Annotated in this window: 17 protein-coding genes and 1 pseudogene; 7 read left to right on the top strand and 11 right to left on the bottom strand. The window is 73.9% G+C overall.

Features of this window, described 5'->3' with window-relative positions:
- A partial coding sequence (locus ACFW48_RS22835) for an MFS transporter (protein ID WP_386317338.1) occupies positions 1-1,333 on the bottom strand: 1,333 nt, incomplete at its 3' end.
- 81 nt (positions 1,334-1,414) lie between these two features.
- Between ACFW48_RS22835 and treY the strand changes: the two genes are divergently transcribed.
- Both treY and ACFW48_RS22825 read left to right on the top strand, forming a co-directional pair.
- The gene (gene treY, locus ACFW48_RS22830; RefSeq protein ID WP_386317336.1) at positions 1,415-3,814 is read left to right on the top strand and encodes a malto-oligosyltrehalose synthase; all 2,400 of its coding nucleotides are present in this window, start codon (positions 1,415-1,417) and stop codon (positions 3,812-3,814) included.
- 78 nt (positions 3,815-3,892) lie between these two features.
- Positions 3,893-4,135: pseudogene (locus tag ACFW48_RS22825) on the top strand (dihydrolipoyl dehydrogenase); the annotation flags it as partial.
- 57 nt (positions 4,136-4,192) lie between these two features.
- Here ACFW48_RS22825 and ACFW48_RS22820 read toward each other — a convergent pair.
- The 3 genes from ACFW48_RS22820 to ACFW48_RS22810 all read right to left on the bottom strand — a co-directional run bounded on the left by ACFW48_RS22820 (position 4,193) and on the right by ACFW48_RS22810 (position 6,777).
- Positions 4,193-4,654 carry an SSI family serine proteinase inhibitor gene (locus ACFW48_RS22820; RefSeq protein ID WP_386317334.1) on the bottom strand — a complete coding sequence of 154 codons (462 nt, stop codon included), beginning with the start codon at positions 4,652-4,654 and terminating at the stop codon, positions 4,193-4,195.
- Positions 4,651-5,976 (bottom strand): M14 family zinc carboxypeptidase, encoded by a 1,326-nt coding sequence (locus ACFW48_RS22815; protein ID WP_386317362.1) that lies wholly within the window; start codon positions 5,974-5,976, stop codon positions 4,651-4,653. The genes ACFW48_RS22820 and ACFW48_RS22815 overlap by 4 nt, the downstream gene beginning before the upstream one ends.
- Before the next feature lie 249 nt (positions 5,977-6,225).
- Entirely contained in the window at positions 6,226-6,777 is a 552-nt protein-coding gene (locus ACFW48_RS22810) for an FHA domain-containing protein (RefSeq protein WP_386317332.1), read from the bottom strand.
- A gap of 197 nt (positions 6,778-6,974) precedes the next feature.
- On the opposite strand from ACFW48_RS22810, the gene treZ reads away from it, so the two are divergent.
- The gene (gene treZ, locus ACFW48_RS22805) at positions 6,975-8,720 is read left to right on the top strand and encodes a malto-oligosyltrehalose trehalohydrolase (protein WP_386317330.1); all 1,746 of its coding nucleotides are present in this window, start codon (positions 6,975-6,977) and stop codon (positions 8,718-8,720) included.
- Positions 8,721-8,727: 7 nt separating this feature from the next.
- On the opposite strand, the gene ACFW48_RS22800 is transcribed toward treZ, so the two are convergent.
- Entirely contained in the window at positions 8,728-9,675 is a 948-nt protein-coding gene (locus ACFW48_RS22800) for an aminoglycoside phosphotransferase family protein (protein ID WP_386317328.1), read from the bottom strand.
- 53 nt (positions 9,676-9,728) lie between these two features.
- Entirely contained in the window at positions 9,729-10,859 is a 1,131-nt protein-coding gene (locus ACFW48_RS22795) for an aminopeptidase P family protein (protein WP_386317326.1), read from the bottom strand.
- 170 nt (positions 10,860-11,029) lie between these two features.
- Between ACFW48_RS22795 and ACFW48_RS22790 the strand changes: the two genes are divergently transcribed.
- Positions 11,030-11,785, top strand: coding sequence for a phosphodiesterase (locus ACFW48_RS22790; protein ID WP_386317324.1), 756 nt, complete (start codon positions 11,030-11,032; stop codon positions 11,783-11,785).
- A gap of 35 nt (positions 11,786-11,820) precedes the next feature.
- On the opposite strand, the gene ACFW48_RS22785 is transcribed toward ACFW48_RS22790, so the two are convergent.
- The 5 genes from ACFW48_RS22785 to ACFW48_RS22765 all read right to left on the bottom strand — a co-directional run bounded on the left by ACFW48_RS22785 (position 11,821) and on the right by ACFW48_RS22765 (position 17,910).
- The gene (locus tag ACFW48_RS22785) at positions 11,821-12,411 is read right to left on the bottom strand and encodes a PDZ domain-containing protein (RefSeq protein WP_386317322.1); all 591 of its coding nucleotides are present in this window, start codon (positions 12,409-12,411) and stop codon (positions 11,821-11,823) included.
- Positions 12,412-12,486: 75 nt separating this feature from the next.
- Positions 12,487-14,670, bottom strand: coding sequence for a germacradienol/geosmin synthase Cyc2 (gene cyc2, locus ACFW48_RS22780; protein WP_386317320.1), 2,184 nt, complete (start codon positions 14,668-14,670; stop codon positions 12,487-12,489).
- Positions 14,671-14,819: 149 nt separating this feature from the next.
- Positions 14,820-16,031 carry a damage-control phosphatase ARMT1 family protein gene (locus tag ACFW48_RS22775; protein ID WP_386317318.1) on the bottom strand — a complete coding sequence of 404 codons (1,212 nt, stop codon included), beginning with the start codon at positions 16,029-16,031 and terminating at the stop codon, positions 14,820-14,822.
- A 411-nt stretch (positions 16,032-16,442) separates the two neighbouring features.
- A complete protein-coding gene (locus ACFW48_RS22770; protein WP_386317316.1) occupies positions 16,443-17,090 on the bottom strand; it encodes a ScbR family autoregulator-binding transcription factor in 648 nt (215 codons plus the stop codon).
- A 154-nt stretch (positions 17,091-17,244) separates the two neighbouring features.
- Positions 17,245-17,910 carry a Tat pathway signal sequence domain protein gene (locus tag ACFW48_RS22765; RefSeq protein WP_386317314.1) on the bottom strand — a complete coding sequence of 222 codons (666 nt, stop codon included), beginning with the start codon at positions 17,908-17,910 and terminating at the stop codon, positions 17,245-17,247.
- Positions 17,911-18,521: 611 nt separating this feature from the next.
- On the opposite strand from ACFW48_RS22765, the gene ACFW48_RS22760 reads away from it, so the two are divergent.
- The 3 genes from ACFW48_RS22760 to ACFW48_RS22750 all read left to right on the top strand — a co-directional run bounded on the left by ACFW48_RS22760 (position 18,522) and on the right by ACFW48_RS22750 (position 20,977).
- On the top strand, positions 18,522-19,220 hold the full coding sequence (locus ACFW48_RS22760) for a DUF6230 family protein (protein WP_386317312.1): 699 nt from the start codon (positions 18,522-18,524) through the stop codon (positions 19,218-19,220).
- Positions 19,220-19,678: a DUF6114 domain-containing protein gene (locus ACFW48_RS22755; protein WP_386317310.1), complete on the top strand. Its 459-nt coding sequence runs from the start codon at positions 19,220-19,222 to the stop codon at positions 19,676-19,678. Before ACFW48_RS22760 ends, ACFW48_RS22755 begins: the two co-directional genes overlap by 1 nt.
- A 285-nt stretch (positions 19,679-19,963) precedes the next feature.
- Positions 19,964-20,977: a substrate-binding domain-containing protein gene (locus ACFW48_RS22750; protein WP_386317308.1), complete on the top strand. Its 1,014-nt coding sequence runs from the start codon at positions 19,964-19,966 to the stop codon at positions 20,975-20,977.
- The last annotated feature ends 56 nt before the right edge of the window (positions 20,978-21,033 follow it).

The raw sequence follows: 21,033 nt of genomic DNA, 5'->3' as shown, positions 1-21,033 counted from the left end.
CCGGATGCGGGGCGTGGCGCGGGGGCTGTTCGCCGTCGGGGGCGGGGGGGCCCCCCCCCCCGGCGGGGGGGGGGCCCCCCGCTCCGGTGTGCCGTCCGATGCCCGGCGCCGGGCGCGCCGCCAGGGCGATCACGCAGGCGAGCGCGGCGGTCAGACTCGCCGCCGCGAACGCCGCGACCGGGCCGTGGGACTCGGCGAGGCGGCCGGTGACGGCGACCGCGAGGGCCTGGCCGCCGACGATCGCGCTGGTCGCGAACGCCATCGCCTCGGCGAGCCGGGCCCGCGGCACCGTCCGCTCGGTGAGCGCGAACACGGTGATCAGGTGGGGTGCGTAGGCGATGCCCAGGACGGTGACCACCACGTACAGGCCGGTCAGGCTGTCCGTCCACAGCAGCGGCAGCGACAGGGCGCACGCGGTCGCGGTGGCCGCCCGCCAGCGGGCCCGCAGTCCGACCCGGGCGGGCACGACGGCCATGGCGAGACCCGCGATCGCGCTCATCACTCCCATCGCGGCGTAGACGAGCCCCGCCTGCTCAGGCTGCCCGAGCCGCTCGGTGAGCGCGGTGATCCCCGCCTGGCAGGCCCCGAACATCGCCCCCTGGAGGGCGAGCGAGGCCCGCAGGGCGTGCACCGCGCGGGGCGTGCGAGGGCGGACGCGGGAGCCGCCCGGCGTGCCCGTCGCCCCGGCGGCCGAGGGCGCCGACGCGCGTGCCGTGGGGTGCAGCGCGAAGGCGGTGCCGCACACGGCGACGAGTACGGCGGCGCCGGTCAGGGCGTAGGCCGGGTGGGCGAGGACCGCCGCCAGGCCGACCAGGGCCGGGCCGAGGACGAAGGAGACCTCGTCGAGGGTGCTCTCGAAGGACAGCGCGGCGCCCACGGTGGGCTCGGGGGCGCCGGCCCGGCGGGCGAGCGCCACCAGGCGGGCGCGGGCCAGCGGGCCGATCAGGGGCACGCTCGCACCCGCCGCCGCCCCGAGGAGCGCCAGCAGCGGCGTCGGCACCTCCGCGAGCGCGCCGGCCACCAGGGCGGTGATCGCGACGGCGTTGACCAGTCCGAAGACCAGGACGACGGTGCGCTGGCCGTGCCGGTCCGCGAGCCGGCCGACCAGCGGGCCGCAGGCGACCTGGCCGACGGCGAGCGCTCCCCCGGTCAGCCCCGCGACGGCCAGCGAGCCGCTGGTGCGGGCGACCAGCAGGACGCTGCCGAACTGGATCGTGGCCGTCGGCAGCCGTCCCAGGAAGGACACCACCGGCAGCAGCGGCCCGGTCAGGCCGATCACCTCTCGGTACGTCTCCAGCGCGCCTCGCCGCCCGGTGCCTCCGCCGCTTCCCATCGCTCGAAGCTAGCCACGCGCGCGTACGCCCGTGGAGGGGCCGATGACACGAAAGGCGGCGAGGCGGGTACGTAGGTTTCCATGACACCTGAGCGACCCGACCCGGCGGCGCCGACGATCCCCACGGCCCCCGTGGCCCCCTCGGCCACGTATCGGCTGCAGTTGCAGCCGGAGTTCCCCTTCTCGGCCGCGGCGTCGGCTGTGCCGTACCTGGCCTCGCTCGGCGTCACGCACCTGCATCTGTCCCCGGTGCTGGAGGCCGTGCCGGGGTCGCCGCACGGCTACGACGTCGTGGACCACGCGCGCGTGCGTGAGGAACTGGGCGGCGAGGAGGGACTGCGGGCGCTGGCGCGCACCGCGCGGGAGTACGGTCTCGGCCTGGTGGTGGACATCGTGCCGAACCACATGGCGATGTCGCCCCGGCACAACCGCGCCCTGTGGGAGGTGCTGCGGGAGGGCCCGAAGTCGCCGTACGCGCGGTGGTTCGACATCGACTGGGAGGCTCAGGGCGGCCAGGTGCTGATGCCGGTGCTCGGCGCCCCGGTCGGCGAGGTGCTGGACGAGCTGCGGGTCGACGGCGACGTACTGCGCTACCACGACCACGCGTTCCCCCTGCGGGACGGCACCGCTGACCTGCCGCTGCCGCAGCTGCTGGACGCGCAGTGGTACCGCCCCGTGTGGTGGCGGCTCGCCCGCACCGACCTGAACTACCGGCGCTTCTTCAGCATCTCCGAGCTCATCGGTGTACGCGTGGAGGACCCGGAGGTGTTCGAGGCGACGCACGCCACGATTCTGCGGCTGCTGCGCGAGGGCGTGATCGACGGCCTGCGTGTCGACCACCCCGACGGCCTCGCCGACCCCGACACCTACCTCGGGCGGCTGCACGAGGCCGGTGGCGGCCGGTGGACGGTGGTGGAGAAGATCCTGGCGGACGGCGAGCGGCTGCCCGCGTCCTGGCCCGTCGCGGGCACGACCGGCTACGACGCGCTGCGGCACATCGACGGGCTCTTCACCGACCCGGCCGGGTACGGGGAGCTCCTCGGCCAGTACCGCAGGTTCGCCGCCCCGCAGACGGACCGGGGCGGCGACTGGGCGGCGACGGTGCGGCGGGCGGCGTACAAGGTGCTCACGCACGAGCTGGCCACCGAGATGGACCGGCTGACCCGGGTAGCCCACCGCCTGTGCGTCGCCTCCCCGGACGCCGCGCTGCGCGACCGGGCGCCGTGGGCGCTGCGCACGGCGTTGCGGGAGCTGCTGGTCCGGCTGGAGGTGTACCGGCCGTACGCGTCGGTGGACGCGGCGTCGGTCGTCACCGAGGAGGCGGCGGCCGAGGCGCGGCTCGCGTTCGCGGTGCCGGAGGAGGCCGGCGCGGTGGACGTCGTGCGGGGCCTGGTGCTGGGGCGGTTCGGGGACGGGCCGGAGCACGTGGAGTTCCGGACGCGGTTCGCTCAGACGGCGTCGGCGCTGCGCGCCAAGTCGGTGGAGGACACGGCGTTCTACCGCTATGTGCCGCTGCTTTCGGCGACCGAGGTGGGCGGGAACCCGGGGCGCCCGGCCCTGTCGCCGGAGGAGTTCCACGCGTACTGCGCGCGCGTGCAGCGCGACTGGCCCTCGACCGGCACGGTGGTCTCGACCCACGACACCAAGCGCAGCGCCGACGTGCGCGCCGCGCTGGCGGTGCTCACGGAGTGCCCCGAGCGGTGGACGGACGTCCTCACGGAGGTCACCCGCACCGGCGAGGGCGTGCCGGACGCGCAGCTGGCGTGGGCGGCCTGGCAGACGGTGTTCGGGCTGGGGCCGGCGGAGGGTGAGCGCGTGCGGGAGGCGCTGCTGAAGCATGTGCGCGAGGCGGGGATGTACACCAGCTGGACGGAGCAGGAGCCGCCGTACGAGGAGGCGGTGGCCCGGTTCGTGGCGGCGGGGCCGTGCGGCGCGCCGGGAGAGCGGGTGGTCGCCTTCCGCGACACCCTGGAGCCGCACATCCGGGCCAACGTCCTCGGCACGGCACTGACGCACCTGACGATGCCGGGGGTGCCGGACCTCTACCAGGGCACCGAGGGCGAGTACCTGGCCCTGGTGGACCCGGACAATCGCCGTCCCGTGCACTTCGGGGAGGGCGGCGAGGGCGGTGAGAAGGGCGCGGTGACCCGGGCGGCGCTCGCGCTGCGGGCGCGGCGGCCCGACGCGTTCGGCGACGCGGCGACGTACGAGCCGCTGCCCGCCGAGGGTCACGCGGCGGCGCACTGCGTGGCGTTCGTCCGCTCCGGGGACGTCGTGACAGCCGTGACCCGGCTGTCACTGCGGCTGGCCGAGGCGGGCGGCTGGCACGGCACGACGCTGCCCCTGCCGCCGGGCCGGTGGGCCGACGCGCTGACGCCCGGGCGCGAGTTCACGGGGCACGCGCGCGTGGAGGACCTGTTCGCGGGGGTGCCGGTGGCGCTGCTGGAGCGGGTGGGGGCGGAGGAGGGGGACGGGGGCTGAGGAGGGGGACGGGGGCTGAGCGGCGGGGCGGACGGGCGCCGGGGCCGCCCTCGGGAGCAGATGCCGACCTCGTCGCCCGGAACGGTGCACGGGCGGGGCGGGACGGTGAAGGTCGTCGCCGAGGCCGGGGGCGGCCGGGTGCTCGGTGAGCACCTGGTGGGGCCGCACGTGTCGGAGATGATCGCCGAGAGCCAGCTGATCGTCGGCTGGGACGCCGAGCCCGCCGACGCGGCCCGCCACACCCACGCCCACCCCACCCTGTCGGAGGCGGTGGGCGAGGCGTTCCTGACCCTGTCGAACCGCGGACTGCACCAGCAGTGACGCGGCCGGGGGCGGGTGAGGCGTACCGACGCCTCACCCGCCTCCGGCCCGGTCCGCTCACCCCTGCGTGTCCCACGCGAACACCGACCCCGTCCGTGCCGCCATCACGCACGGGTTGGGGAAGGTCTGCGTGTACTCCACCGGCTGTCCCCGCCACTGCCCGCGCGCGTGGGCGGTCACCGGGGCGTAGATCATCGGGCAGTGGGTGTCCCGCGGCGGGATGTCGGCGATGCGGCCGTCCGTCGCGTCGAGTTCCGCGCAGGCGCGGGCCGCGCGGGCGTGGCCCCGCGGCGGGTCGCACAGCAGGAGGGCGCCGCGTGTGCCGCCGGACGGGACACCCGGCGGAGCGCCGGGCCGGACACCTGACTGGGCATCGCCTTGGGTGACCGTGAGCAGGAGCCAGTCGTTCGCCGGTTCCCGCTCCGCGGTGGCCCGCGCCGGTGTCGCGCAGGTGAGGAGGAGGGCCGCGGCTGCCAGGAGGCCGGCCCGGGCCGCTCGGGCCGTGGTGGTGTGGGTCATTCCCGGTGCATCGGCACCGCGGCCTCGGAACCCCAGCCCGGCTCACCCGAACGGGAGCCCGCCGTGGGGCGCCGCCCGGCCAGTTCGAACGCGGCGAGTACGACCCGCGTCTGATACTCCACCTGGCGTGCGACCGGGATCCAGCGGGCCGCGCAGCCGTCGCGGTAGTCGGCGCAGCCTTCGTCGACCAGCCGGTCCAGTTCGGGCAGGACGCCCGCCGGATCGCCTCCGGTACGGGTCACCAGCTGATGCAGCAGCCCCGCGGTCCGCAGGGCCAGGCGCCGTCCGGCGAGGCGCAGGGCGACCAGGTGGGCGGTGCTCATCGGCGGGAGGGAGCGTCCCGAGCCGTCGTCGGTGTCGGGGTCCCACGCGTCGGCCAGCCTGGGGCAGACCAGCAGGTAGTCGTCGACCGGCGCGAGGAGGTGCGCCGCCTCCGGCACGGTGGCGAGGTGCGGCCGGACCCGGGCCAGGACGCGGTGCAGGCGCCGGGTGTCGTGACGCAGGGTGCGGCTCACGGAGCGCAGCGCCCCGTCCCGGTCCGCCGGGGGCGAGCCGTCCGCCACGGCGGCGACGCCCCACATGGGCGCCTCGACGACCGCGGTGACGGTGCCGTACCGCCGCGGGTGACACCACGTCGACTCGACGGCGGCCTCGGTGATGGCCGCGGTGAGGTCGCCGCGGCGGGGCGGCGGGATGCGGTAGACGGCGGGGCCGAGGTCGGGCCAGTACAGAGTGTCGTAGGCGCCGAGTTCGCGGGGGATGCCGAGCCGGGCCGCGGTGTGGGCGATGCGCTGGGCGATGCCCGGCAGCTCGTGGGTCAGCTCGACGAAGCCGCCGCCGACGTCGACGCCGTGCAGGGAGCACTGCAGGAAGGGCCGCAGTTCGTCCTGGAGCGCGAGCAGGGCGCGGGTCTCCGGGAGCGCGGCGTGGTTTGGGCCGTGGGGCAGCCACTCGGGCTGCTCCAGGAAGCCGGGCCGGAAGAAGTTCCGGGCGTAGCGGCCGAGGGTGTACGGGCCGGACAGCCAGCCCTCGTTGCGGCGCAGGCCGTCGGGGTCGACGCACAGCAGCAGGTTCCAGGTGGCGTCGGCGCCCTCGGTGAGCCGGGGGTCGGCCAGGGCGCGCTCGGCCAGCCGCAGGACGGTGGCGCCGCCCACGGGCTCGTTGGCGTGCGGCCCGGCGACGACGAGGACCTGGCGGCTGCCGTGGCCGACGGAGAGCAGCCACAGCGGGGTGCCCGCGCGGGACGTGCCGACGCGGCGCAGCCGGACGTGTCCGGGATGGCGGGCCACGAGAGCGGCGGCCCGGACGCCCAGCTCGTCCACGGTCGGATAGCGCAGGAGGGGCGGCAGGGCACACCTCCACGATGCGGACTGTCGGTTCACCTGGCGTGCTCGGTGTACGCACAGTCAGTCACGACTTGACGGGTACGTCAACACCATGAAAAGCAATGGGGTTTACCGCACGGGACACCGCACCGAACACCGCGCCGAATGCCGCACGGAGATCCACAACCTCGAGTGAAGCCCAGGCCAGAGCTGTGCTCCGTCCCCTCCTCCGTCCCCTCTTCCGGCTCAGTTCACCGCGAGGCGGAAGGCCATCCGGCCGAAGCCGATCTGGTCACCCTCGCGGACGACGGCCGCGCCGATGACGCGCCGCCCGTTGACGGTGGTGCCGTTGGTGGAGCCCAGGTCGCGCAGCACCCACATGCCGCCCTGGCGGCTCAGTTCGGCGTGCACGCGGGAGACCGTCTCGTGGGTCAGGCGCAGCCCGCTCGCCGGGTCGCGCCCTATGCGCAGCGGATGTCCGGTACCGGGGTGCGGCAGCAGCAGCTTGGGCAGCCGCTCGGCCTGCCAGGCCCTGCGCAGCCGTACGCCGAACCCGGACACCGCCTCGACGGTGCCGAACACCAGCCGCGACACCCGGCCCTCGGTGGGCAGGTCGGCGGTGAGCAGGGCGAGATCCTCCAGACGGCGGGCGGCGAACGCCAGCTCCATCCTGCGGATGAACGTGTCGTGCGACAGACGACCCATGGCGACGCCGTCCCGGAGCACCTTCAGCGCCTTGTCGCGCTCCGCGTCGGACAACCGCGCGGGGTACGTGTTGAACTCGAAGGACGACGTCACGCTGGTGATTGTCGGTCAGCTGGGCCGGAGTGTCCAGAAGACGGGAAAACGGCCGCCACGCGCGCGCCGTGCACGCCGTCACACGCGTGGCGTGGCACGACACCCGCCGCAATCGGAGACTTTCAGCAGCGCAGAGATCACTTATGCAGGACCATGGACGGGCTACATCACGGTGAGCAGACGAAGGGGAACCGTCCGTGCAGTTCGAGGTGTGGGCACCGCAGGCCGGCCGCGTGACGCTGACGTGCGACGGCGTCACGCGCGCGTTGGAGCGCGATCCGGAGCGGCCGGGGTGGTGGTGCGGTCAGGCCGAGGCACGCGACGGCTCGCGGTACGGCTTCGCGGTGGACGACGGGCCGGTGCTGCCGGACCCGCGTTCGCGCAGGCAGCCGGACGGGCCGGACGGGCTCAGCGCGGTCGTCGACCACGGACGGTACGCGTGGCGCGCCGAGTGGGGCGGGCGGCCGCTGCCCGGCGGTGTGCTGTACGAGCTGCACGTGGGCACGTACACCCGCGAGGGAACGCTCGACGCCGCCGCCGAGCGGCTCGACCACCTGGCCGGACTGGGCGTCACCCACGTCGAGTTGATGCCGTTGTGCCCGTTCCCGGGCCGGCACGGCTGGGGGTACGAGGGTGTCTCGCTGTGGGCGGTGCACGAGCCGTACGGCGGGCCCGAGGCGCTGAAACGGTTCGTCGACCGGGCCCACGAACTGGGCCTGGGCGTGATCCTCGACGTGGTGCACAACCACCTGGGCCCGTCCGGCAACTACCTGCCCGCCTTCGGCCCGTACTTCACCGACACCCACCACACGCCCTGGGGCGTCGCCGTGAACCTGGACGCGCCCGGCTCGGACGAGGTGCGCGCGTATCTGGTGGACAGCGCGCTGGCGTGGCTGCGGGACTACCGGGTCGACGGACTGCGCCTGGACGCGGTGCACGCCCTGGTGGACACGCGCGCGTGCCACTTCCTGGAGGAGCTGTCGACGGCGGTGGACGGCCTCGCCGCCGACCTGGAACGTCCGCTGTTCCTGATCGCCGAGTCCGACCTCAACGACCCGCGGATCATCACCCCGCGCGCGGAGGGCGGACTGGGCGTGCACGCGCAGTGGAACGACGACTTCCACCACGCCCTGCACGCCGCGCTGACCGGGGAGTCGCAGGGCTACTACGCCGACTTCGCGCGGGCTCCGCTGGCGGCGCTCGCCAAGACACTGACGCGGGGCTACTTCCACGACGGCACCTACTCCAGCTTCCGGGGCCGCGGTCACGGCCGCGCGCTGGACCGCGGCCGGGTGGCCGCCCACCGGCTGACCGGCTACAGCCAGACCCACGACCAGGTCGGCAACCGCGCCCAGGGGGACCGCCTGGCCGCGCTGGTCTCACCCGGCCTGGCGGCCTGCGCCGCGACGCTGACGCTGACCGCGCCGTTCACGCCGATGCTGTTCATGGGCGAGGAGTGGGCGGCGGGCACACCGTGGCAGTTCTTCACCGACCACACCGACCCGGAACTCGCCCAGGCGGTACGGAGCGGCAGGCGGCGTGAGTTCGCCGCGCACGGCTGGAAGGAGGAGGACGTGCCCGACCCGCAGGACCCCGCGACGCGCGAACGGTCCTGCCTCGACTGGTCCGAGCCGGAACGCGAGCCGCACGCGCGCGTACTGGACTGGTACCGCCGGCTGATCGCCCTGCGGAGCGGGCAACCGGACCTGACCGCCCCGGACCTCGCCGACACCAGGGTGGCGTACGACGCCGAGGCGCGCTGGCTGGCGTTCCGGCGCGGCGACATCCGGGTGGCCGTCAACCTGGGCGCCGAACCGGCGGCGATCCCGCTGGGTACCCGCCCCGCGCGCGTGCTCGCCGCGTGGGAGCCGGTGCAGGCGCCGGGGACGGACGGGGTGCTGCGGGTACCGGGCGAGTCGAGCGTCGTGCTCGTACAGGAGTGACGGGCGCTCAGGACGGTTCGTCGTCCGTGCCGTCCCCTCTCAGCTCCGTCACCCGTTCCAGCATGATCGGCTCCCAGGCGCGCCGCAGCCGGGTCCTCAGCAGGGGCAGGGACACGGCCGCCGGCGCGGACGCCCGGCCGGAGAGGGCAGCGGCGAGGTGGACGAGGGTGTCGCAGCGGGCCAGCCACAGGCCGCGCAGGCACGGCCGGGCGCCGTAACCGGCGAGGGTGGCGGCGCGGACGGCGGCGGGCGAACCCACGGAGAGCGCGAGCCCGGCGATGTCCTCGGCCGGGTCGCCGAGGACCGCGTCGGTCCAGCCGAGGACACCGCGCACCCGGCCGTCGGCGCTGACCACGAGGTGCTCGCCGGCCAGTCCGTGGTGGACCAGGACCGCCGCGCCGGGCTGGGCGCCGAGCTGGACCGTCGCCGACCGGGTGAGCCGCTCCGGCCGCGCGGCGTCGAACTCGTCGGCCTCGGCGAGGCGCCGGGCGGCGCGCTCGGCGGCCTCCCGCAGCGCCTCCAGGGAACGCGGGGCGGCCCGGGGCGCACCGAGGGTCTCGGCCTGGCGGACCGGCACCTCGCGCACTCCGGTGAGCAGCGCCGCGAGGTCCGCCTCGCCCAGGGCCGACACGTCGTGGTCCTCGCCCGACCCGCCGGGCACCTTGGCGTCCAGCGTGTAGGTCAGGCCCGGCGCCCACTCGCCGTGCGCCACACTCGTCGGCACCGCGACGGAGAGGTACGGCCGGACCAGCTCGCGCAGGCGCAGTTCGCGTCGCTGCCGAACCGCGGACTCGCGGTCCGGGGCCAGGCGCAGCACATGCCGGGTGCCGACCCACCAGGTGGCGGGCCCGGCGCCCTCGGCGACGGGCCGCACGTCGGGTTCCGCGTTCTCGCCCAGCAGGGAACGGACCAGTCGGCGGACGGCGTCCGCGGTGGGTGTCGGTGCCTGGGTCATGGTCGCGCCGTCGTCTTCCGGGTCTGCCGGGGCGTGGGTTACGTCTGTGCCGGTCATTCCACTATGACCATCTCCCGGGTGGTGTCGTTGAGGCGTCGGCCGCCGTCCTCGGTGACCGTGACGATGTCCTCGATGCGTACCCCGAAACGGCCGGGCAGATAGATGCCGGGCTCGACGGAGAAGCACATGCCGGGCACGAGGTGCCGCTCCTCGCCCTCGATCATGTACGGCGGCTCGTGCGTGGTGACGCCGATGCCGTGCCCGGTGCGGTGGATGAAGTACTCGCCGTACCCGGCGCCGTCGATGACCGCGCGGGCGGCCCGGTCGACCTCCTGGCAGGCGACGCCGGGCCGCACCGCCCGGAAGCCCGCCTCCTGCGCCTCGCGGACGAGGTCGTGCACCCGCCGCTCCTCGTCGGTGGGCGCGCCGACGTGGACGGTGCGCGAGGTGTCGGAGCCGTACCCGTCCTTCAGACCGCCGAAGTCGAGGACGATCATGTCGCCGTCCTCGATGACGCGGTCGCCGACCTCGTGGTGCGGGTTGGCGCCGTTCGGGCCGGAGGCGACGATGGTGAAGTCGACCTGGGAGTGCCCGAACCGCCGCAGCAGATGGGCGAGGTCGGCGGCGACGTCGGATTCGCGGCGTCCGCCGAAGCGCACCTTCCGGATCTCCTCGAACGCGGCGTCCGCGGCCGCTCCCGCCGCCGCCAGCAGTTCCAGCTCCGCCGCGTCCTTGACGGCGCGCAGCATCGGCAACGCCTCGGTGAGCGAGGCGTACGAGGTGCCGGGCAGCGCCCGCTGGAGGGCCAGCAGGTGCATCGCCCAGGCGTTGTCGCTGATGCCGAACCGCCCGGAGCCGTCGAGGAGGGCGGCGGTGGCGGCGTAGGGGTCCTTGCCGTCGGTCCAGTCGCGCAGGGTCAGGGCGGGCGCGCCGGCGGCCTTCTCGGCGTCGGGGGCCTCCAGTGTCGGGACGACGAGGACGGGGGCGCGGTCGGCGGCGAGGACGAGCAGGGTGAGCCGTTCGGTGGCCGCGGTGGGCGCGTAGCCCGTGAGCCATACGAGGTCGGGCCCCGGAGCCACCAGCAGCCCGGCCAGTCCGGCGTCGGCGGCCGCCCGCGCGGCACGCTCCATCCGGGCCCGGTAGTCGTCGGCGGTGAAGGAAGCAGCAGGCGCGCTGCCGGTCATCCGGGCCTCCCTGGGCGACAAGGGTGAAGGGACTACGGGCAGCATCCTGCCCCCGGCGAGGGAGCGACGCGAGCCGATTGGCATTGATCAACCACTGCGACTAATGGTTGGATGCAGTGCAGACGTTAGCTACGAGGCGTGCCCTTCGGCACCCGGAGGGGGACTGCACCGTGCTCGTACTCGCGCACATCAGCGATCTGCACCTGGACGGGAGCGCTCGGGCGACCGGGCGCGCCGAGCGGGTGCGCGACCGGCTCCGGGAACTGCCGGGACGGGTGGACGCCCTGCTGGTGACCGGGGACATCGCGGACCACGGGACGGAGGCGGAGTACGAGGAGGCCGCGCGCATCCTGGGGCTGCGCGACGGCACCGCACCGTTTCCCGTGCTCACCTGCCCCGGCAACCACGACAGCCGCGCGCCCTACCGCAAGGCCCTGCTGGGCCGGCCCGCCGCGGACGGGCCGGTCAACGACGTGCGGGTCTTCGACGGCGGCGCGGTGCTGATGTGCGACTCCAGCATCCCGGGGAGCGACGAGGGGGAGCTGGACGAAGAGACGTACGGCTGGATCGAGGCGACCCTCGACGAACTCGGCGGCGACCGCCCGGTCCTGCTCGCCTTCCACCACCCGCCGACGGCCCTGCACCACCCGCTGCCCGACTCCTACCGCTTGCGGCACCCGGAACGCCTTGCCGCGCTGCTGGACCGCCGGCCCGAGATCGTCGGGCTGATCACGGGACACGCGCACACGCCCGCCTCCACGGTGTTCGCCGGGCGCCCCCTGGCGGTCGGCCCCGGGGTGACGTGGACCCTGCGGCTCCCCTGGGAGGGCGAGCGGGTCGCGGACCGGGACGCCCCGGTCGGGCTGGCCTACCACGTGCTGGACGACACCGGACGGCTCACGAGCCACTTCCGTACGGTCACGTGACGGCGGGACCGAACGCGACGGCCGGGTGACGTGGGTCAGGTGACGACCCCCGGTACGGCCGTCAGCTGCTGGTAGCCGCCGCTCTCGTGGCGCACGGTCACCTTGACCTCCTTGCCCGGCCGGGCGCGGGCCACGGCGTCGGCGAGGTCGGCGGCCGAGTCGACCCGGGTCGTGCCGAACGCCAGGAGCACGTCGCCCCGGACCAGGCCCGCCGCGTACCCGGGGCCGGGTACGTGGACACCCACGACCAGGGCCCCCGGCTTCTCGTCGTCCACGGCCTCCACTCCGAGGGTCGCGGCGGCCGGTGCCGAGGACGGGGGCGCACCGGCCGACGGTTGCGCCGGGGCGGCCCGGCTGCCCGTCGGCGCCCCCGCTCCCGTCCCCGGGGCGCCCGCCTGTCGTTGCAGTTCGGCGAGCTTGCTCATGCCGATCACCGTGGCGCCCATCGTGCCGAGTCCCACGCCCGCCAGGAGCAGGACCGTCGCGGCGAACACCCCGAGCAGCAGGGTGGTGAGCCGGCGGCGGCGCCGGCGCCCGGCGTGCGGGCGCCGGACGTCGTCGGGCGCGGTGCCGGCCCCCGGTTCCTGACCGGGCATCGGCTTGGGTCGCAACCCTCTCTGTTCCATGGTTCGCCTCCGCCAGGTGCTCTACCCGGCGCACCGGCGCGTGACGAGCCACGAACGAGTGAGACTGACCGACGGTCAGCCGAGCACGGGCAGAGCGGAGCACCTCGGGACGGGCACGGCCGGGATCCGGTCCGGGAGGAAGCCGTGAGTGCGCCCGGCCAGGTACTCGGCCTTGTACCGCGGCACCTCCCGGTGCCAGTTGAGGATGCCCGCCATCCAGTTCTGCAGGTCGGTCACATAGCCCTGCATGACGGCCCGCGCCTCGTCCGACAGCTGGAAGTCGTCGTAGACGATGGGAAGTTCGTGCGCGACGACGTGCTCGAACTGGCGCATGCGCTGGTTCATGAGGTCCTGGACGACGCCGAGGGCGGCCGGGTAGTCGACGCCGAAGAAGTTCTGCACGACGAGGATCGCGTTGTGGACCTCGCCCTCGTACTCGATCTCCTTCTGGTAGGAGAAGACGTCGTTGAGGAGGCACGCGTAGTCGATCGCCGCGTTCTCCAGGGAGCGGACCGGACCGCTGCGGTAGACCTCGGGCGGTACGGCCGGGCCGTGTCCGGCTCGGCACAGGCCCAGGGTGAGGTCGGAGCCGAAGGTGGCGCGCCGCATCTCCAGGTAGTCCACCGGGTCGGGGACACGGTTCTGGATCTGGTTGGCCAGCTCCCACACCCAGGCCTCGGTCATCTTGTCGACGGCCGACTTCAGCGGGCGTCGCTCCTCGGGTGTCATGCCGGCCGTCGTGCGCGCCCACAGGTCGATCAGGGAGCGTTCCATGGCGTTGGCGGGCGGCGGGACCGGCTCGGCGTCGAGCGGCATGCAGGCCGACAGCCGGGCCGTGGTCAACCGGGCGGCGGCCAGGTCGCGCCGGTGACCGTAGACGAGCGGGTAGTAGTCGTCGCCGTAGGTACCGAAGGCCAGCCAGTCGGAGGCGAGGTTCAGCTGCTCCTGGGTGGCGTCCGGGTCGAGGCCCGCGGCGCACAGGGGAAGGTCGCAGCTCGCGAGCTTGTCCTCGTCCCAGACGCCCTCACTGAGGAACCCGATCGCTTGCGACCACTCGAACAGGTGCCGTCGCGCTCCGTCGAGGGCGGGGCTCAGCTCCAGCGGGAACGGCATGTGGATGTCGGGGATGATCGAGGGCCCGACCTTCTGGAAGGGCACGTACGTGTAGGGGCGGGCCCGCTCCGCGGCGGCCCGGGCGAGCAGCGCGCCGACGTCCGCGGCGGAGGTGCCGGGGCCGGTCAGCGCCTGCCAGCCGGCGGCGGGGCGGGCGCCCTTGTTCATGTACCGGCTGGAGCGCATGTGCCATTCGTGGCCGCCGGACTGCCAGTCCTGGAGCCCCTTCGCGTACAGCCCGACGGCGGTGACCTCGGCCGGGGTCAGGCCGTTCTCCAGGGCCACCGCGGGCACCTCGGTGAACGCGGTGTGCTCGAACTGGTGCAGCCGGGAGGTGAGGACGTCGTTGACCAGTTCGGCGGCCTCCTGGGTGGTGCAGCCGAAGAAGGTCTCCAGGACCAGCACCCCGTTGCTCAGCTCGCCCTCGTCCTCGACCTCCCGCTGGTAGGAGAAGAGGTCGTTGCGCAGGTGCACGGCGTCGGAGAACGTCTCCATCAGCACCCTGAGCGGCCGGGACCCGGCGACGGCGGCGGGCACCTCGGCGGTCGCGTACTCCACCAGCCCGGCCGACCAGGGAGCGCCGCCCACCTTCCGGCGCATCTCGATGTACTCGACGGGGTTGGCGATCCGCCCCTCGTTGATGTTGGACAGCTCCCACAGGGACTCGTTGAGCAGGTGCTCGGTGGCGACGGCGAAGCGGTGGCGCCAGTCGGCCGACATCGCCGGCACCGTGCGCGTCCAGAGGTCGGCGAGGCCGGCCTCGACCGGGTTCTCCGGCTCGGGCATGTCGGTGGTGAGGTCGAGCGGCATGAACAGGGGGAGCCGGTCCAGGTGGGCCTTGCCGCCGACGCGGTCCTGGCTGCGTTTGAACTTCTCCAGGAAGTGGTCGTCGAAGAAGAAGACCCACACGTACCAGTCGGTGATGAGGGAGAGCGCCGGCCCGTCGCAGTCGGGGTGGGTGTAGGCGCAGAGCAGGCCGTAGTCGTGTGCGTCGAGGTCGGACTGCTCCCAGACCCCGGAGCCCTCCAGCATGCCCATCTCGCGCGCCCACGTCGTCGAGTGGGCTCGGGCCTCGTCGAGATGCGGATTCAACCGCGCGGGATGCGGCATGTAGAAGTGTGGGAGTTCGAAGGGCTGTTGCGTCATGGCCGGGCACTACCCATGGCCCCCCGCGGGCATCCTCGGGTTGGGACATGATCACACCATCGCGTGAATCGGGGCGGAACGCGGGAACCTTCGCCGGTTCGTCCTCTCGGGGACACGGGCGGGGTCTCTCCGCCTCCTGACGCGGACGCTCAGCGCCTGACCTGGATCAGCGCGTGCGTCCCGCTCGTCCGCCAGCGCTGTTCCCCGCTCGCCACCAGCGCCGCCTCGGTGTCCGCGGACAGGCCGGTGACGACGTCGGACTTCAGGGTGCGCAGTGCGGCGACGGGGCCCGGGAAGTAGGCGGTGGCGTCCGCGAAGGACGTGGTCGGGGGCCACCACCGGTCACCCACCAGGCGGCGGTAGTTCAGGTCGCCCTTGAGAACGGTGACCGTGGCCGCCGCGAACTCCCCGCGCAGGTCGTCGGGCATGTCCGCGTACGGCAGCGGGGCGCAGGAGAAGGGGTGGGCGCGGACGGTGACGCGGCCGTCGGTCAGCGCGGTCCACAGCCGCTCACCGTGGGCGGCCGCCGCGCCACCCGCCGCGCCGAGCCGCCGCAGCGCGTCGAGCAGGTCGGCGGGCGTGGCGTCGGAGACGTAGTACGGATACGGCTTGAGGTGCAGGACCGCCCGGTCGACGCGGCCCTCGTCGAGAAGGTGCGAGACGAGGAGCAGGTCGGGGACGAGTTCACGGCCGGCGTTGTCGGCGACCAGGCACAGGGTCTTCGGACCGGGCGTGCCCTGTCCGGGGGGCGGGAGCAGCGACCAGAGCGTGTCGCTGTCGTCCGCGACCAGGGCCGGTACCCGGTCCTTGGGGTCGGTGCCGCTGTCGGAGAGGCGGAAGCCGAGGTCCGCGCGGTTGCCCCAGAGCGAGCCGTGCAGCAGGGCCCGCGTGCGGTCGTCGGCGGGCAGGTCGGCGAGGCCGTCGAGCGCGGCGAGTTCCTCGTCCGTCTCCGGCGCGTCGAGTTCGGCGAGCTTGGCGGGCCGGAAGGGGTCGATGCCCTGCCAGGTGCCGGGGGCGAAGTAGCCGACGGCGTCGAGGAGCCGACGATAGAAGTGGCTCTCGGCCCACAGCCAGGGCACGTCGAACCAGGAGCGGCCGGCGTACGCGTCCATCCCCCAGTCCGCCCAGCGGGCCCGGTCGCCGGCGTCGGCGACCGCGGGCGGTGGCTCGATCACGCCGTTCAGGCAACTGGTGAGCAGCGCGTCGAGCGCCCGTTGCCGTTCGGGGCCGTAAGGGAACGCCTCCCGCACCTGCCGGATGATGGCGGGGTGCCGCTCGGCCAGCACGCCGTGGGGGAAGGACCCGGGCTCGTCGCCGACGATGACGGGGGCGGGGGCGGGCTCGGACGGGGTGTCGGGCATGCGCCTCACCGTATCGCGCGACCTGGGGTGGGAGGGCGGAGCGGGCCGTGTCCCGGCGGGGCCCGCCACATCCCGGCGGGAACCGGCCACGTCCCGGCGCGAGCCCGCCACGTCCCCGCGGGAGCCGGCCACGTCCTGGCGCGCGTTGGCCACATCCCCGCGGGAGCCAGCCACGCCCCGGCACGAGCCGCCCACATCCCCGCGGGAGCCAGCCACGCCCCGGCACGAACCGCCCACATCCCCGAGGAAACCGGCCACGCCCCGGCACGAACCGCCCACATCCCCGAGGGAACCGGCCACGCCCCGGCACGAACCGCCCACATCCCCGAGGGAACCGGCCACGCCCCGGCACGAACCGCCCACATCCCCGAGGGAGCCAGCCACGCCCCGGCGCGACCCACTACCGCCGGATCAGACCCCGCCCATCTCCCGCTCCAGGCGCGCCGCGAGGGTGAGGTAGCGGGCACGGCGGGTCACCGGCACCATGCCGCGGATCAGGAGGTGCCACATCCCGGCCAGGCGGCGGGGCTGTCGCGCGGCCGGTTCGAGGGTGCCGCCCACGACGCGGGTCCCGACGATGGAGCAGACGAGGGTGTGGGCGACGGAGTCGACGTCGATGTCCGGATGCAGGTCGGACTGGCGGACGGCGTCCACGAGGCGGGAGGAGGCGATCTCCCGCCACTCGGTGAAGGGGTGCGGCAGCGGCGGCCGTACCGGTACTCCCCCGGTGGCGAGCCGCAGCCCGGCCCGCAGGACCGGCCCCTCCTCGCACAGCCTGGCCATGCCGAACGTGAGGCGCATCAGCGCCTCCAGGGAGGTGTAGCCCCGGCCGTCCAGTTCCTTCGCCAGTCGGCGCGAGGTTCTGGACTGGAGCTCCATGATGGCGTGGGCGAGGTCCTCCTTCGCCGCGAAGTGGAAGTACAGGGCGCCCTTGGTGACTCCGGCGTGGGCCACGATCTCGCTCAGGCTGGTCGACTCGTAACCGTGACGGTCGAACAGGTCGGCGGCGGCCACGAGGATCGTCGCGCGGGTCTGTTCGGCGCGTAGCTGCCTCGCCATCGGCTGGACTCTCCTGGGCTGGAACTCAACAGGCCGTGCCGCCTGTCTTAACCCCCTGTACACGATAACTCACCGTCAGATCCGCCTTCTTGCGACCCCGCGCACAGCGGCCCGGCCCGGCCCTTCGAGGCGCGGGCCGGGCCGCCGTACGGGGTCAGTTGACGTACACCGTCGCGTTCCCGTCGGTCACGGGGGCGTAGGTGGCGGTGAAGTACCCGTTGGCGAAGCAGAGTCCCGAGCCGGAGACCTTGGTGAAGTGCTGGTCGGCGAAGGCGATCGAGTTGGTGTCGTTGCTCGCCGTGCCGGACAGGCCGGGGGCCTCGTAGACGCAGTTGATGCTGCCGAGGAGGGTGCGCAGGGCGACCGTGGTCCGGACGGTGGAGCCGCTCGGCGGGGTGACGGCGACGGCACCGTCGGAGGAGACGGTGGTGGTGTAGGGCAGGTTGTGGACCGTGATGCCGTTGACACCGAGGACGCCGGTGACGTTGCTGGTGCAGCTGCCGCTGTCGAAGGTGTGGGCGGTGAGTGACTCGGTGGCCGTGCCGGGGGCCGTCGGGTTGTCGGTGACGGTGACGGTGAACTGCGAGGACGTGCACGAGACGCCGCTGGTGCCGGTCGCGCTGGAGTGGAACGTGGCGCTGGTGCCGCTCGCCAGGGAGGCGGTGAGGGTGTCCCCGACCGCGACGGGCGTGCCGCCGACGGCGCCGGTGGTGAGGACGGGGGTGTCGGCCTCGGGGGTGCCCGCGACGGCGGGGGCCGCCGCGGGGAGGGTCAGCGCGGCGACGGCTGCGGTGAGGGTGAGGAGAGTACGAGTACGCATGCGGCTACCTCTTCCGGAAGTGGGGTTCGGTGAAGCAGGGGTGGCCGGCCGCGGACGCGCGACCGGGCCGATGCGACGGGGTCCGGGCCGTGCCCGGTCGGACGTCGGGCACGGGCCGGGCCCAGTGGGTGCGGGCAGGCCGTGCCCGGTGAGTGCGGGCCCTGCCCAGGAGGTGCGGCGTGCCCCGTTGGGGGCGGGGCCGGGTCCAGTCCGGAGGACGGGTCCCGGGGCCGGGAACGCGGACGGTGCCGCGGGAACGGATCCGGCGCCACGGATCCGGGGAAACAGGGGAAGTTGTAGACCTGACGTTCAGTCAACGTCAAGCGTCCGCGCAGGGGTTGGCGAATAATCGCGGGTCTTCGCGGGCGCCGGGCCGGAAAGGCGGCAGGTGGCACACAACCCCCACTCTTTACTCACAACTTGCTTGACCCCGAGGTGTAACCACCGGTAACTTCCCGATTGGCTACTGGTGCGTAACGTGAAAGGCCCTGCATCCGCCGGGAGTTGCCGGGAGGCGCGCGCACCAGCCGCTGTCCGCGCCAGGACAACGTGCCGCTCAAGAACGTGCCACTGAAACCCGATCCGCATTCACTATGCCTCTGGGAGCAGACATGGCCTCGTCCTCGGACGTCACCCCGTCCGCCGGCAACACCCCCGAACCCGAGACCGGCCCCGAAGGCGTCTTCGCGCCGGAAGCCGCCGGGGCACCCACGAGACGCGGCCGGGTCAGGCTGCGCCGGGCCGCGGTGCTGGCCGTGCCGGCCGCCGCGGTCACCGCGGGCCTGGCGATACTCACCGCCCAGGGCGCCCTGGGCGTGCAGTTCGCGATCTCCGGCATGCCCTTCACCGTCACCGCCACGCAGCTCGACGGCAAGGGGTTCGCCCAGTTCGGCGGCCTCGACAACATGGCCGAGGGCAGCCCGAACGCCGGGGACACCGGCGGGCAGGTACTGGTCGTCACCTCCGTGATCAAGGAGGCGAAGCTCACCAAGCTGTGCCAGAGCGTCGACCTGGGCGGCACCAACCTGCTCATCACCGCGGGCGAGGGGAGCACCAGGGTGTCCGCGAGCGACCTGACCACCGACTCGACCTTCCTGTCGGGTGACGCCGCCTTCAACAACATCGAGATCGGCAACGACGCCAGCACCCTGGACAAGGCCGGCCCGAAGGGCCGCGGACCGATCGGCGTCTTCAGCCAGCAGGCCGACACCGTGCAGATCAAGAACCTGCGGCAGACCAACTACGCGACCACGGCGGGGGTGTTCAAGCTTCCCGGTCTGAAGCTGCGCTTCAGCGGGTCGGGCTGCTGATGCCCGGCGACCGGGGCGCGGGCTTCCGGGCAGGCTTCCGCCGCTGGCGCTCCGGGCGGCCGTTCTGGGGCGGGCTGCTGCTCACGCTGGCCGGGGCCGAGGTCCTGTTCACCATGAAGGCGTCCTTCAAGGTGGTGCTGCACGTCGGCATGCAGGGCGTGGCCGGCTACCTGCTGCCGGTCGTGATGCTGCTGTGCGGACTGCTGGCCCTGGTGAACCCCTCCCAGCGGCTCTTCTACTCGCTCATCGGCGTCCTGGCCTCCCTGGGCACGTGGGTCACCTCCAACCTGGGCGGGTTCCTCGTCGGGCTGCTCCTCGGTTGCGTCGGCAGCTGCCTGGTCTTCGGCTGGCTGCCCGACCAGGAGTCGCGCCGCGACCGCCGACGCCGCAGGAAGGAGGCCCGGGCCGCGCGCACGGCCCCGCAGCCTCTGGAACAGCGGGTGGGCGGGCCCGCCTGACACCGGGCCACCGGCGTCCGCGCCCCGGCACGCACCCGGAGCCGGACGCCGGACCTCCGTGCGTACGCGCGCTTCAGGCACGCTTCACCGGTACTTCGCCCGTCCCGTTCATCACGATGCGGCACCGACAACTCACTCCTGATCGCTGGTCACTTGACTACCGGCCGTCACTCACGGTTTGCTCCGGCCAGGCGAGATTCACCCGGTTGGCGTACCGAAACACGGCTCCGGTCCACCTCGCCCCGTTCCTCCTGCTCGGCCGTACAGCGAGGTGCCGCACCCCCCATGAGTACTTCTGCCCCGTCCACCCACTCCCCCGGACGTCTCCGCGCCGCGGTCCTCGCCGCGGCCGTCTGTCTGCTCGCGGCCGGCTGCTCGGCCCTCGGCGGGGAGGAGAACGGCTCGGCCTCGGACGCCGCGGGCGGGTCCGGCGGCGACCGGATGAAGGTCGTCATGGTCACCCACGGCGGTGAGGGCGACGCCTTCTGGGACCGGGTGCGCAAGGGCGCCGAGGCGGCGGCCGCCAAGGACGGCATCGACCTGACGTACGCCGGCGACGCCGACACCGCCGACCAGGCCGACCTGGTGCGGGACGCGATCCGCGACAAGGCCGACGGCATCGCCGTGACCCTGGCCAAACCCCAGGCGATGAAGGGGCCGGTCGCCGAGGCAAAGGCGGCCGGCATCCCCGTGGTCGGCCTCAACTCCGGCATGGACGCCTGGCGCTCCACCGGGCTCCTGGAGTACTTCGGGCAGGACGAGAGCGTCGCGGGCCGGGCCGTCGGCGACAAGCTGAACGCCCTCAAGGCCGAGCACGCCCTGTGCGTCATCCACGAGCGCGGCAACGTCGCCCTGGAGGCCCGCTGCGCCGGCGTGAAGAAGACCTTCGAGGGCGAGACCGAGATGCTCTACGTCGAGGGCACCGACATGAAGGCGGTCGGCGCGGCCGTCACCGCTCGGCTGCGGCAGGACTCCAGCATCGACGAGGTCGTCATGAACGGCGCGGCGTTCGCCCTCACCGCGGTCGAGTCGGTCGACGAGGCGGGCAGCAGCGCCCACGTCGCCACCTTCGACCTCGACGAGGACCTCGTCGCCGCGGTCAAGCGCGGGGACGTGCAGTTCGCGGTGGACCAGCAGCCGTACCTCCAGGGGTATCTGGCGGTGGACGCGCTCTGGCTGCACCGCACCAACGGCAACGTCAGCGGTGGCGGAGTGGCACCCGTACTGACCGGCCCGGCGTTCGTGACCCGGACGAACGCCGACGCGGTCGCGAAGTTCGCCGCGGGGGGCACCCGGTGACCGGGCACCGCGGCCGCCGGCGCCCGCGCACAACCGCCATCCTCCCCCACTGATCG

It is taken from the genome of Streptomyces sp. NPDC058812 (assembly GCF_042744565.1).
Taxonomy (GTDB): domain Bacteria; phylum Actinomycetota; class Actinomycetes; order Streptomycetales; family Streptomycetaceae; genus Streptomyces; species Streptomyces thinghirensis.
The sequence above is the reverse complement of the archived record's forward strand: the minus strand, read 5'-3'. Positions and strand labels throughout refer to the sequence as shown.